The sequence below is a fragment of the Salipiger sp. ABN3_019 genome (genome assembly GCF_056158605.1).
In genome coordinates, this window is sequence record NZ_JBSWTP010000004.1 from 195,842 (window position 1) to 208,884 (window position 13,043).

13 protein-coding genes are annotated in these 13,043 nt (G+C 66.6%); 2 read left to right on the top strand and 11 right to left on the bottom strand.

Going from position 1 to position 13,043, the window contains the following annotated elements:
- Positions 1-51 precede the first annotated feature (51 nt).
- Positions 52-930, top strand: a complete 879-nt coding sequence (locus tag ACXAD2_RS04840; RefSeq protein WP_475167579.1) for a helix-turn-helix domain-containing protein — start codon at positions 52-54, stop codon at positions 928-930.
- 33 nt (positions 931-963) lie between these two features.
- Here the strand turns inward: ACXAD2_RS04840 and ACXAD2_RS04845 are convergent, their stop codons facing one another.
- Both ACXAD2_RS04845 and ACXAD2_RS04850 read right to left on the bottom strand, forming a co-directional pair.
- Positions 964-1,404 carry a TonB-dependent receptor domain-containing protein gene (locus ACXAD2_RS04845; RefSeq protein WP_475167582.1) on the bottom strand — a complete coding sequence of 147 codons (441 nt, stop codon included), beginning with the start codon at positions 1,402-1,404 and terminating at the stop codon, positions 964-966.
- On the bottom strand, positions 1,368-1,928 hold the full coding sequence (locus tag ACXAD2_RS04850; protein ID WP_475167584.1) for a TonB-dependent receptor plug domain-containing protein: 561 nt from the start codon (positions 1,926-1,928) through the stop codon (positions 1,368-1,370). Before ACXAD2_RS04850 ends, ACXAD2_RS04845 begins: the two co-directional genes overlap by 37 nt.
- 180 nt (positions 1,929-2,108) lie before the next feature.
- Here ACXAD2_RS04850 and ACXAD2_RS04855 point away from each other — a divergent pair, with 180 nt between their 5' ends.
- Entirely contained in the window at positions 2,109-2,990 is an 882-nt protein-coding gene (locus ACXAD2_RS04855) for a helix-turn-helix transcriptional regulator (RefSeq protein WP_475167589.1), read from the top strand.
- Positions 2,991-3,012: 22 nt separating this feature from the next.
- Here ACXAD2_RS04855 and ACXAD2_RS04860 read toward each other — a convergent pair whose 3' ends face one another.
- The 9 genes from ACXAD2_RS04860 to pcaG form a co-directional block, all read right to left on the bottom strand.
- Entirely contained in the window at positions 3,013-3,891 is an 879-nt protein-coding gene (locus ACXAD2_RS04860; RefSeq protein ID WP_475167592.1) for a homocysteine S-methyltransferase family protein, read from the bottom strand.
- A gap of 213 nt (positions 3,892-4,104) precedes the next feature.
- On the bottom strand, positions 4,105-4,626 hold the full coding sequence (locus ACXAD2_RS04865; RefSeq protein ID WP_475167595.1) for a ferric reductase-like transmembrane domain-containing protein: 522 nt from the start codon (positions 4,624-4,626) through the stop codon (positions 4,105-4,107).
- Between the two features lie 94 nt (positions 4,627-4,720).
- The gene (locus tag ACXAD2_RS04870; protein WP_475167596.1) at positions 4,721-5,209 is read right to left on the bottom strand and encodes a peptidase associated/transthyretin-like domain-containing protein; all 489 of its coding nucleotides are present in this window, start codon (positions 5,207-5,209) and stop codon (positions 4,721-4,723) included.
- 216 nt (positions 5,210-5,425) lie between these two features.
- On the bottom strand, positions 5,426-6,685 hold the full coding sequence (gene pepT / locus ACXAD2_RS04875; protein WP_475167598.1) for a peptidase T: 1,260 nt from the start codon (positions 6,683-6,685) through the stop codon (positions 5,426-5,428).
- A gap of 331 nt (positions 6,686-7,016) precedes the next feature.
- The gene (locus ACXAD2_RS04880; protein ID WP_475167602.1) at positions 7,017-8,489 is read right to left on the bottom strand and encodes an NAD-dependent succinate-semialdehyde dehydrogenase; all 1,473 of its coding nucleotides are present in this window, start codon (positions 8,487-8,489) and stop codon (positions 7,017-7,019) included.
- 3 nt (positions 8,490-8,492) lie between these two features.
- Positions 8,493-9,539 carry a tartrate dehydrogenase gene (locus tag ACXAD2_RS04885; protein WP_475167609.1) on the bottom strand — a complete coding sequence of 349 codons (1,047 nt, stop codon included), beginning with the start codon at positions 9,537-9,539 and terminating at the stop codon, positions 8,493-8,495.
- Positions 9,540-9,581: 42 nt separating this feature from the next.
- Complete coding sequence (locus tag ACXAD2_RS04890; RefSeq protein WP_475167616.1) at positions 9,582-11,045, bottom strand: aldehyde dehydrogenase family protein; 1,464 nt, start codon at positions 11,043-11,045, stop codon at positions 9,582-9,584.
- Between the two features lie 252 nt (positions 11,046-11,297).
- Positions 11,298-12,368, bottom strand: coding sequence for a 3-carboxy-cis,cis-muconate cycloisomerase (locus tag ACXAD2_RS04895; RefSeq protein WP_475167622.1), 1,071 nt, complete (start codon positions 12,366-12,368; stop codon positions 11,298-11,300).
- A gap of 73 nt (positions 12,369-12,441) precedes the next feature.
- Positions 12,442-13,041, bottom strand: a complete 600-nt coding sequence (gene pcaG / locus ACXAD2_RS04900) for a protocatechuate 3,4-dioxygenase subunit alpha (protein WP_475167625.1) — start codon at positions 13,039-13,041, stop codon at positions 12,442-12,444.
- Positions 13,042-13,043 lie beyond the last annotated feature (2 nt).

A 13,043-nucleotide genomic window follows, 5' to 3' on the forward strand; every position in this document is an offset into this window, starting at 1 on the left:
ACAAACCCTTTGCACAAAACAGGTAATCTCCCTTTGGGCTTCATGCATTCCATGACCTGCCAGACCGAGGGCATCCAGAGCACCGCGCCGGTGCGATGGCGGTCTTTCCAGAGCATGTGTACCGTCTATTGGGAGGCACAGGGACAGGCTGGTGCCACCGGGTATTACCGCTCCCCGGACCCTCGGGTGATGCTGTTTTTCAACGACGTGTCGGACAGCATCCTGTTTGCCGGGCAGAGCGCCGCACCGCTTGCCGATTGGCGCCCCATGCTGCGGGCCCTTTACGTGCCCTCCGGCGTGCCGATGTGGACCAGCTTCCGCGCGCCGCATCGGTTCTCCCATCTCGATCTGCATATTGACGAGCACTGGCTGCTTGAACGGATCGCGCCAATGCTTGGCGAGGACACCGCCAGAGCCGCGCTCCGGCATCCGACCGAGGTGCAGGATGTCGCCGCGCTGGCGACGCTCGCTCGGGCGCTCGCCGACGAGATTGATCGCCCCAGCCGGGCGCCGGCCTTCGCCGAGAGCCTCGCGGTCGCGCTGGTGACCGGCCTTGTCGCCCCGAAACCCGACGCTGACGAAACCGCCGGCGCGCAGGGCGGGCTGACCGCTTGGCAGATGCGTCGGCTGCGCGGCTTTCTGGCCGAGCGCGGCGGCCGGGCCAGCAACGCCGAGCTGGCGCGTGAGGTCGGCCTTTCGGAAGGCTGGTTCAGCCATGCCTTCAAGCGCACGACCGGCAAGACGCCGCTGCAATGGCAGCAGGAACACCGCATCTCGGCGGTGAAGGAATGCCTGCTGCACGAGGATCTGACCATCGCCGAGATCGCGTTGCGCTTCGATTTCTCTGACCAGGGGCATCTGACGCGGGTGTTCCGGCGTCACGCGGGCATCACCCCCTCGGCTTGGCGCCGCGAAGCCCGGGCGCGGTAGGACCCGCCCGCAAAGGGCGGACGGGTCATTCGGTCACCAGCTGTGGTTTAGCGTCAGGCTGATCTCGCGACCGGCGTTGTAGTAGTCGGTCGAGAAGCCGCCCTGAGCGATGTGCTTTTCATCCAGCAGGTTGGTCACATTGAGCCGCATCTGGGTGTTCTCGGCAATGTCGTAGCCAATCGCCGCATCCCAGAGCCAGGCGGCGTCGGTCTTGCCGGTATTGGCATCCGAGCGCCAGTACTCGCCGGTGTAGCGCACCCCGAGCCCGAGGTTCAGGTCCCCGAAACGACCCTGTCCCGGCACGACGTAATTCGTCCAGATCGAGCCTGCGTGCTGCGGTGTCGAACCCAGCTCGTTGCCGTTGTTGCTGCCATTGTCGGATTCGAGGATCTCGCTTTCGAGGTAGGTGTAGGCGGCGGTGAACGAGAATTGCTCGGTCAGCTCGGCCTTCGCCTCGAGGTCGATGCCCCGCACCCGGGACTCGCCACGCACCTCGTCGAGCAGCGTGTCACCACCTCGACCCGTTCCAGATAGTAGGGATCAAGCTGCCCCATCGACGCGCTGCCGATGGTCAGACCGTCAAGATACTTGGGTGCGAAGGCACGATCCCCAAGCCCGCGGATCGAGGTCTCGTCATGCAGGTTCGAGGTGCCGCGATATTCCGAAAAGACCCCGGGCGTATAGCGCAGCGCCTCGGCCACCGAACCGGCGTCCTGATCGGTGATCTGGTCGGCGGTCACCACCGAGATCGACACCGGGGTTTCGGCGATCGGCGTGTCGCTCTTGGTCGCCGAGCCACTGCGCTGCGCCACATAGCCCTCGACCGGGCCACCCGCTTCTTCGGCGCTCTGCTGACGTTCAAGGTAGATCGTCCCAAGATCCTGCTCCTGTGCCAGTGCTGGCAATGCTGTCAGGATCGTGCTGCCCATCAGCAGCCCGCGCAGGATGGCGCCCCTTGCGCCGCGCCGAGACCAGCCCGCTTTTGCCTTTGTCGTCATCTGTCCACTCCGCTCCGCATGTGCCCAGCATTTGGCCCGGCACAGTTCTTGATGTTTTTTATCGGATTAATTAGCTTGGCCCGACCCAGTCCATCAGCAACATGTTTCCCGGCGCGACTCTTTGCTTTGCGCGCACGACATCAGAGCCAAATGGCCCAGAGATAGAGGCGGAACCTGCCGATGACGGTGCAGAATTTTCCCGGCGATCTGCGGATCGGAGTGCTGAACGAGCATATCGCCGGCGTCGAAAACCCAACTCCGTCCGATGTCCTGCCCAAGCTGCAGCTGCTGGTTCTGCTCAACGGGTATCAGGCGTTCGAACTTGGCGGTCGCGAAATCGTCCTTGACGCCGAGGGTCGCAAAGCGGCGGCCGTCATCATGCTCGTCTCGCAGGCGGTTACTCTGCGCTATGTCGCCTCGAGAGGTGCGCCGCTGCGCAAGATCGCGCTTGCCGCGCCCGATCACTGGCTTGATGCGCTGCCCAACGAACGCAGCAGTCAGATCGCGGGTCAGATCGCGAGCCCGGCGGAACAGGGATGGTCGGGCAAGGCCGGATATGCGCGGTATCATGTCTGGGTCCCGTCATCGGACATCTGCCGCTTGGCCGGGCAAATCATCACGCCGCCACCGAGCGAGGACGCACGCCAGAGCGGGCTCTTTCGGATGTCCCGGGGGCTTGAGATCCTCCGCCGTTCGCTGTCGGATCTGCACCATGCCGATGCGCAAGATAAGCCGATTGAGGCGAGCCGCCTTGCGGAAACCCTGCGTCTCTACATCATCGAGAACCTGCAGTCAGAACTTTCCCTAAGCGAGATGGAGCGCCGTCTCGGGCGCAACCGCCGGTCGCTGCAACGGCTGTTCAAACAGGAATACGGGCTGACGCTCAGCACGTTCATCCGTGACACCCGGCTCGATCTTGCCCGGCGCGCGCTGCAGGAACAGGGCATCACCGTCGGGCAGGCCGCGCATCTGGCGCATTACAGTTCCGCCGCCAATTTCGCCACCGCCTTCCGCCGTCAGTTCGGATTGGCCCCGCATGATCTGCGCGGACAATCTTTGTGATTTCAAAACGGCGCCTGAGCGATCAGGCGAAATGCGCTCGCAGCAACGCGATGTGATCCGCGCCGATACCGCAGCATCCGCCGATCATGGTTGCGCCTGCGGCCACCCAGCGTTCTGCCCACGTGAGATAAGCCGCGGGCGAAAGATCATCGCGGATCGTCGCAAGAACCTCGTTCGCCGCGCCATCCTCGCCGCGGGCTGTGAAGGCGTTGGCATAGACCCCGACCGGAAGGTCACGACCTCTCGCCACGCGCACCGCCTGTTCCATCACTTCGGGCATCGAGCAATTGAACAGCACCGCCTCCGCGCCGAGTTGACGGGCAAGGTCCACCGCGTCTTCCACCGTCTCGCCAGAGCGCAATGCAGGGTGAAGGCCAAGATCACGAGGCTCGTCGCGCAGGCTGAAGGACATCCACAGCGGTTTCTTGGACCCGGCGACTGCCGCGCCGGTCACCTGCGCTTCCTGCAGGCTGCTCATGGTTTCGGCCAGCCACAGATCGACGTGGGGCATCAGGCTCCGAACAAGAACGGCGAGAATCTCGGCCCCTGCTTCGGGGTCGAAATTGCGAGGCAGGTATGAGCCACAGGCGGGCGGCAAGGAGCCGGCGACCCTCGCACCGGGAAACCGCGATGCCGCGCGCCGGGCCAGTGATCCCGCAAGATCGGCGAGTTCCGCGCCGCGGGCATCAAAGCGCGCCTGCCCGATGTGATAAGGCACCACCGCGTAAGTATTTGTTGTCGCGATGCTCGCACCGGCCTGGAAAAACGCTTCATGTGCTCGAACCACCGCTTCCGGTGTCTCAAGCAGCGCGCCAGCCGACCATTCGGGCTGCCGCAGTTCAGCGCCGAACCGCATCAGTTCGCGCCCGAGGCCGCCGTCGAGAAGGGTGAGCGCGGTCATGTTACGTCTTCCTGAAGTGACCCAGCCCACATAGCGCAAGGGGCGGCAAGACGCATCCGCTTTTACGCGGCGGCTTGGGCTATTTGCCAGCGGTTCTCTCTTTGAGGAGCGGTGTTCAGGGTCAGCGCCAGCCCGTAGGCCAGCGGCCACCCGGTCTGCGCGCCCCAGGACTTTCGCTCAGGCCGCACAACGATCGCAAAGCAAAATCTACGGCTAGCGTGGCGCCGCCCCGCGCCCTGCGACCCGCTTGAACAGAACCGTGGCAACGGTCGCCAAGAGCGCAGCAGCGCAGAGCACCGCCTTTGACACCGGCTCCATAGTCCCCTCGATCAAGACGGCATGGACCACGCTACAGACGACGATCAGCACGGCGAGGCACCTGTGGGCGAGATGCCAGCTTCGGCTCCGCCTGCGGAGTGCCCCAAGCGCCCCGGTAAGGAAGACCGCCCACATGGCGATGACGCCCCAAGCCGAAAAGGGCGTCGGGGAGGCGAACGCCAGCGCGTCCAGAACGTCGGGCGGGCTGGTGATCCAGAGCCCCCCGACATGACCGACAACAAGCAGCACCAAGAGCGCCCCGCTCGCCCGGTGGACGCGGCGCGCGCAACGCGGGGTCAGTCCCGGCAGGGCTCTTGCTGCGAGCAAGGGCTGCACCAGCAACAGCGCCATCGCAAGGATTCCTGCAAAACCGGAGGCGATATAGATGGGCCGACGCCACGCCAGCAGCGGACTCATCGCCGCCGCCACGAGAGGCACGGCGATGATCAGCGCAAGGCAGACCCACGCAAGCGCCGCACGCCAGTGTTGCCTTGCGGGCGGCCCCAAGCCCTCAGACCGGCCGCAGTACGAAATGTGCCTCAAGCGCCGTGTCCCGGGCGCTCTTCATCACCGGACGCAAAAAGACGGTCTCGAACTCGCCGCTGTCGTAGGCAAGATGCCCGTGCGGCTGACCGAAGGCCGGGACGATCTGCGGCATTTCGAGGCGGAACACTCCGTTCGCATCGGTGAGCGTTGCGCCGTGGCTCTGTGGATCGCGCTCGTGCCCCTCGGTGGTATGGGCCCAGATCTGGATGCGCTGGCGCGCCAGCGGCTTCCCGTCTCCGGCGCGTCGCACCGTGCCGGACATCCAGAAACCGCCGCCCCCGATCCGCTCGACAACAGGCGCACCGGGGCGGTAGTTGTTGGCGCCGCCACGCATGGACGGCGTCGCGGCCAGCGCTTGCGCAGGCGCGGGTCGAAGCAGGCCGGACGGTCCGCCCAGGATCAGGGCAGCTCCGGACAGAAGAAGCGTGCGGCGGTCGTGTAAGACGCTGGTCATGCGAGGTCCTCCTGACAGGCACTCTGTGGCCCGGCGCGGGTCCGCCGGGATCAACCGTCGTGCAAGGCTAGCGCGAAAACCTCTTTGCCCAAAGCGAACCCGCGCGTGTTTGCTTCAACTCGCCGCCACAAAGGCGTGAACTGGCCAATCGAGAGGTCTCGGGCCTCCAACGTCACGCGCAGCCCCGCCGACTGCGCGAAGTGGCCGCCCGATGTCCTAAGGTTGCGCCTTCGCAGGGTGCGCTTCGACGGCCAGCCCCGTGAGCGTCAGGCACAGGTTCGTCGCCACCGTCATGTCCTGCACCGAGATCCATTCCAGCGGGCCGTGGATGTTCTGCATCCCGGTGAAGAGGTTCGGGGTCGGCACGCCCATCTCGGTCAGCCGGGAGCCGTCGGTGCCGCCGCGGATCGGGATCGACACGGGCTCGATGCCGAGCTTGCGACAGGCGTTTCGCGCAAGATCGACCGGCGTCATGTCGTCTTCGAGCCAGTAGCGCATGTTGCGGTATTGTGGACGGATCTCGCAGGTGATGCTGGCGCGCGGCTCGGTCGCCTGCACCGCCTCGCAGACCTGCCGCAGCAGCGCCCCCTTGGCCGCCAGCCCCTCACGTTCGAAGTCGCGCAGGATCAGCCGGATCTTCATCTCCGACGAGCCTCCGGTCATGTCGGTGACATGCACAAAGCCATCGCGCCCGTCGGTTGTCTCGGGGGTCATCGTCGCCTGCGGCAGCATCTGGACGATCTTCGCTGCCAGATGCGTTGCATTGACCATCTTTCCCTTGGCAAAGCCGGGGTGGATCGACACGCCGGTGACCGTGACCTCGGCGGCGTCGGCCGAGAAGGTCTCGTCCTCGATCTCGCCGACCCGGCCACCGTCGAACGTATAGGCGAAGTCCACCCCGAGCGCCGCGGGCAGCGCTTCGGACACCCCGCGCCCGATCTCCTCGTCGGGGGTGAAGGCAATACGGACCGGGCCGTGCGGGATCTCCGGATGCGCCAGAAGGTGCCGCGCGGCGGTCATGATGATTGCGACCCCTGCCTTGTCGTCAGCGCCAAGCAGCGTGGTGCCCGAGGCCGTGATGATATCATGGCCCTGCTTTTCCGAGAGGTAGGGAAAGACCTCGGGCGAGAGTTTGAGCTCGGGGTCGTCTGGAAAGGTGATCTCGCCGCCGTTATAGCCGTGGATCACCCGCGGCTTCACACCGGTGGCGTTGAATTGCGGCGCAGTGTCCACATGCGCGAGAAATCCGATGCTCGGCCCGGGCGCGGTGCCGGGGATGGTGGCCATAACGACACCATAGTCGGTCAGCTGCACGTCCTGCGCGCCGATCTCCCGCAGTTCAGCCTCAAGGAGCTGCAGCAGGTCAAACTGGATCTCGGTGCTCGGCGCGCTCGGCGAGGCCTCGTCGCTTTGTGTGTCGATCGCGGCGTAGCGGACCAGCCGCGACTCGAGTTCCCTGTCGAAGTCGTGTTGCATGTGCGTTCCTGCCTGATGAAGCTTTCCGAGCCAAAGGGGCGCGCTGCGGAACGAGAGTCAAGCTCTCCGCCTCGGGCGGGGCCTGTCACCCAAAGCTGCCGTTGGAACCTGTGAAGGCGTCAGGTCGAGGCTGGGCGGCGGCGGGATTGCTGTCCATGGCGGCCCGCTCATGGCGTGCACGCCAGATCATTTCGGGACCGTCCTGGCGCGAGCAGCCCCTAAAGAGCCAGAACATACCCCCAGCATGCCCCAGAGGCGCGAGGGGGGAAGGCCCGTCTACCAGATCACCTCAACCGCGGCGCCCGACGGCGGCTCGGTTGAGGCGCTTGGCTCAGAGGCCGCCGAAGTGGAAGGCCTTGGTCTCGAGGTACTCCTCGATGCCCTCCTGCGCGCCTTCACGGCCAAGGCCCGAGGCCTTCACCCCGCCGAAGGGCGCCTCGGCGTGGCTCACCGCGCCGGTGTTGAGCCCCACCAGCCCCGCCTCCAGCGCCTCGCCGAAGCGGAAGGCGCGGGCCATGTCGGTGGTGTAGAAATACGCCGCGAGCCCAAAGGGCGTGCCGTTGGCGATCGTGAGCGCCTCTGCCTCGGTCTCGAACTTGAAGATCGGCGCGACCGGGCCAAAGGTTTCCTCGCCGGCCAGCCGCATCTCCTGCGTCGCGCCGGTGAGCACCACCGGATCGGCGAATTGCGCCGGCAGATCACGCGTCGCCGTGGCGCGGGTGGCGCCTTTCGACAGCGCATCCTCGACATGGGCGGTGATCTTGGTGATCGCGGCGGCGTTGATCATCGGGCCGATGTGCGCCCCCTCCTCGGTGCCCGGCGCGACCTTCAGCGCGTCGACCTTCGCCGCCAGCGCCGCGACGAAACGGTCGTGGATGCCGGACTGCACGAGGATGCGGTTGGCGCAGACGCAGGTCTGCCCGCCGTTGCGGAACTTGCTGGCCATGGCGCCCTCGACCGCCGCCTCGAGATCGGCGTCGTCAAAGACGATGAAGGGCGCGTTGCCGCCGAGCTCCAGCGACATCTTCTTCAGCGTCGGCGCGCATTGCTCGGCCAGCAGCGCCCCCACCCGCGTGGACCCGGTGAACGACAGCTTGCGCACCACCGGAGAGGCGGTGAGCGTCGCGCCGATCTCCTCGGGGCGGCCGGTCAGCACGTTGAGCACGCCCGCCGGGATGCCCGCCCGCTCGGCCAGCACGCAGAGCGCCAGCGCCGAATAGGGGGTGAAGTCCGAGGGTTTGATCACCATGGTGCAGCCCGCCGCCAGACCCGGCGCGACCTTGCGGGTGATCATCGCGTTGGGGAAGTTCCACGGCGTGATGATCGCGCAGACGCCCACCGGCTCCTTCATCGCGAAGATCTTCTTGCCCGGCACCGGGCTGGGGATGATGTGGCCGTTGATCCGCCGCGCTTCCTCGGCGAACCAGCGCACGAAGGAGGCGCCATAGAGGATCTCGCCCTTGGCTTCCGCCAGCGGCTTGCCCTGCTCGGCGGTGAGGATCAGCGCCAGATCGTCGGCATGCTCGAGCATCAGGTTGTACCAGACCATCAGCAGATCGGCGCGTTCGGCGTGGGTCTTTGCCTTCCAGGCTGTCATCGCCGCTTCGGCGGCGGTGATGGCGCGGCTGGTCTCTGCGGCGGTGCAATCGGGCATATGGCCAAGCGTGCCGCCGGTGGCGGGGTTGGAGACCTCCATGTCAGCGCGGGCGATCCACTGTCCGTCGATCAGCGCCGCCTCGCGGAAGAGGTCGGGATCGGAAAGGCTGTCGCGGATGTCGGCGGCGAAGGCGGTGTGCAGGGTCATGGCTCAGGCCTCCAGAGCGGCGATGACGGCCGCGGTGATCTCTTGGGTGGTGTTGAGCCCCGGGCGGATGCCGATGCCCTTGGCGGTGGCGGCCTCGATGGCGGCCAGCACGGCGGCGGAGGCCTCGGCCTCGCCGAGATGCTCGAGCATCTGCGCCACGGACCAGATCGCGGCGATCGGGTTGGCGATGTTCTTGCCGGCGATATCCGGCGCCGAACCATGCACCGGCTCGAACATCGACGGCGCCGAGCGATCCGGGTTGATATTGGCCGAGGCGGCAAAGCCCAGCCCGCCCTGGATCGCCGCACCGAGGTCGGTGAGAATGTCGCCGAAGAGGTTCGAGGCCACCACCACATCCAGATCCTGCGGCGCCATGACCATCTTGGCGGCCATGGCGTCGATATGCATGTGGCTGACGGTGACATCGGGGTATTCGGCGGCCAGCTCGCGCGTCACCTCATCCCAGAACACCATCGAGTATTTCTGCGCGTTGGATTTGGTCACCGAGGTCAGGTGCCCCCGCCGCGCCCGCGCCTGCTCGAAGCCGAAGCGCAGGATGCGCTCGACCCCGACGCGGGTGAAGACCGAGGTCTCGACCGCCACCTCATTGTCCTTGCCCTCATGCACGCGGCCGCCGGCGCCGGAATATTCGCCTTCGGTGTTCTCGCGGATGCACAGGATATCGAAGCCCTCGGCCTTCAGCGGCCCTTCGACGCCCGGCAGCAGCCGGTGCGGGCGGATGTTGGCGTATTGGTTGAAGGCCTTGCGGATCGGCAGCAGCAGCCCGTGCAGCGACACCGAGTCCGGCACGGTGGCGGGCCAGCCCACCGCGCCGAGATAGATGGCATCAAACCCGCGCAGCGTCTCGATCCCGCCTTCGGGCATCATCGTGCCATGCTCAAGGTAGTACGCGCAGGACCACGGGAAGCTCTCGCTCTCCAGCGCAAAGCCAAAGCGGCTGGCGGCGGCGCCCATCACCTTCATCGCGGCATCGGTCACGTCAACGCCAATCCCGTCACCGGGGATCAGCGCGAGCTTATAGGTGGTCATCTTGAATCTCCTTGGGGGGATCAATTCGTAATCAGCCGCGGCTCACAGGTCAATCAACACCGACTTGGTCCGGCGGTTGGCGAGATAGGCCTCTCGGCCAAGATCCTTGCCCAGCCCCGAGGCCTTCCAGCCCCCGGTCGGCAGAATGTGGTCGCGGGTGCGGCCATAGCGGTTGACCCAGACCGTGCCCGCTTCGAGATCGCGGGTCAGCCGCATGGCGCGCGACAGGTCACGGGTGAAGAGACCGGCAGCCAGCCCGTAGGTCGGGTGGCTGGCAAGCGCCATGGCCTGTTCCTCGGTCTCGAAGGTCTGGAAGGTGGCGACCGGGCCAAAGATCTCTTCGCGCACAGCAGGATTGGTCTCGTCGACACCGCCGATCAGCGTCGGGCGATAGAAGGCCCCCGCGTGATCGAACCGCCCGCCGCCGCAGATCAGCTCGGCGCCGTCGTCCTGCGCGGCCCGGACGATGCTGTCGATCCGCGCCAGCTGCTTTTCGGAAATGATCGGCGAGAACCCGGCTTCGGCGTTATGGGTCTCGGACGGGGTGATCTTGGCAAAGCGCTCCGACAGTTTCGCCGCCAGCTCATCGGCGACGCTCGCCTCGACGATCATCCGCGAGCCCGCGACGCAGAACTGCCCGGCGTTGGGGATGATGCCGGTGGTCAGCGCGTCGGCGGTGACGTCAAGATCGGCATCGGCGAAAACCACCATCGGGCTCTTGCCGCCCAGCTCCAGCGTCATCGGCTTGATGCCGCAGCGGGCGATGTTTTCCATGATCGCCGCCCCGGCGCGGGTGGAGCCGGTGAAAGACACTTTGTCGATGCCCGGATGGCCGGTGATCGCAGCGCCGGTGGTCGGCCCGTCGCCCAGCACGATATTGATGAGCCCGGCGGGAATGCCCGCTTTCACCGACAGTTCGGCGAGGTAGAGCGTGGTGTAGGGCGTCATCTCCGAAGGTTTCAGCACCACCGCATTGCCCGCCGCCAGCGCCGGGCCCAGCTTCCACGCGGCCATGGAGATCGGGAAGTTCCACGGGGTGATCGCCCCGATGACGCCGTAAGGATGATCCGAGATGAAACCGAACTGCGCGTCCGAGGTCGGCACCAGCGTGCCCGCCTCCTTGTCGGCGAACTCGGCGAAAAAGCGGATTTGCTCGGCGGTCACCATCACGTCACCCGCCAGCGCCCCGGCATAGGGGCGCGAAGAGCAGACCGCTTCGAGCATCGCCAGCGTCTCGGCCTCCTGCTCGATGAGATCGGCCCATGCGTGCAGGGCGCGCAGACGGGCGCGCGGCTGCAGCCCAGCCCAGCCCGAGGTGCGCAGCGCGTTGCGCGCGCTCATCACGGCGCGGTCCACAAGCGCGGCATCGGCGCAGGGAATGGCCCCAAGGCGCTGGCCGGTCGAGGGCGAGACAAGCTCGATCGCCTCATCGCCGGACACATATTCGCCTCCGATGAAATGCCGGTTCGGCAGTGGCAGCCGGGCGGGATCGAAAGCGAACGTCATGGGGTACCTCATTCAGGTCTTGGGGCCAGCCTGCCGCAACAGGCGCAGTGAAAACTGCCGCAGCCCCGCGCCGCGCCAAGCGCGCCTGTCAGAGCGGCGACAGATTGTGCGCTAGTCTTAGCGAGCGGATTTTCGGCTGGCCAGAGCCGCCTCGGAAAAGCGTCCTGCCCCATAGCTTTCGCGCAGGTTCCGTGCCGGATTTCCGGGCGGAGTTTCAGCCGCCCGTTCCCCCGGCCGCCGCCTCACATGGCCTCACTTGGCCTCGGGCATGCCGATGCGGTCGATCTTGCTCACCAGCGCGGTCGCTGTGGCCAGCGCCGAGGCGGTGGCCTGCGCCATCTGCGGCAAGATCATCCATTCCAGCGCCCAAGCCGCGCCCGAGCGTTCCTGCTCGTGGATCATCGCCTGATGCATCCCAGAAAGCTGCACCGCGTTGAACCGCGCCAGCGTCACCAGCAGTTCGGCGCTCACCGGGTTCTGCTTGTGCGGCATCGCCGAGGAGCCACCGCCGCCCGAGAGTTTGATCTCGTCCAGCCCCTGTTGTGCCATCAGGCAGATGTCCTGCCCGATCTTGCCCAAGGTTCCGGTGATCAGCGACAGAAGCCCGGCATATTCCGCCACGCCGCCGCGCATGGCGTGCCACGCGCTGTCCGCGCTGGCCAGATCGAGCGCTGCGGCGACGTGATCCACCACCGCCTGCGCATCGGTGCCAAGCGCCTTGCGGTCGCCAGAGGCACCGCCGATCTGCACCCGCTCGACCCGCGGCGCCAGCTGCGCCAGCCGGTCCAGATGTGCCGCCAGCGGCTGATGCCACGGGCGCAGCCGATCCGAGACGGTGATCTCGGTCGCCGCCTGCATCCGCGTGCGCCCCATCAGCGGCGTCGTGCCGCGGCGCGCGTCAAGCTCGATCAGCGCCGCTTCCAGCGTGGCCAGCCGCTCCGCCAGCAGCGCGCTGCTCTCCTTGAGGGTCAGCGCCAGCGCGCTGTCCACCACATCCTGCGAGGTCGCGCCCTTATGCACCGCCACTGCCAGATCGCAGCCGACGATCTCCTTCAGCTGCGCCACCAGCCGCGGCACCGGCACGCCGTCGCGCGCCATGCCCGCGCGGATGTCAGACAGATCGATCTTCGCCGCCTCGATCTGTGCCGCCGCCGCCTCGGCCAGCGCCGCATCGGCCCGCCCGCAGACGCCGAGCGCCCGGCTCCACGCCGCCTCGAAGGCCAGCATATGCGCCATCTGCCGGTCCGCAGACCAGATCGCCGCCATCTCGGGGTCGGCAAAGAGCCCGCCCAGCCAAGGGTGATCGAAAACGCTCGCGCTCATAGGTCCTGTCCCTTCACATGCCGAAGGGGCGGCCCGCACAGCCGCCCCGTCGCATCGTTCTAATATCCGCGCCTCAGATGTCGAGGAAGACCGTCTCGCCCTCGCCCTGCAGGCGGATGTCGAAACGGTATTTTCCCTCGCCGGTCTTCTTGGCGATCAGCGTCTCGACGCGCGGGCGCTGCTCGATGCGCGCCAAGAGCGGGTCCGAGGCATTGTCTTCGTCCTCGAAGTAGATGCGCGTCTGCAGGCCCATGTTGATGCCACGCGCCACGACCCAAAGCGAGATATGCGGCGCGCTCTCCACGCCGCCCCGGCCCTTCACCTTGCCCGGCTTGACCGTGCGCAGGGTGAACTCGCCGGTCTCGGCATCGGCGGCAAAGCGGCAATGGCCCGAAACCTTGGGGTCCGCGCCGTCTTGCCCGGCAAAGACGCCCTTGGCGTCGGGCTGCCAGCTTTCGATTAGCGCGTCGCGCATCGCCCAGCCGGTGCCATCGTAGACAGAGCCGGTGATCTCGATGATCTCGCCGTCGCAGCCCTCTTCGATGGGGCTGACGCCGATCTCTTCGTCGTAATAGCCCGCGTTGCCCGCGTAGGTGGGCATCAGACCGATGTGGACGTAAGGGCCCGCGGTCTGCGAGGCGGTTTCCACGAGGGTGTCGAGTTTCTGCACCATGA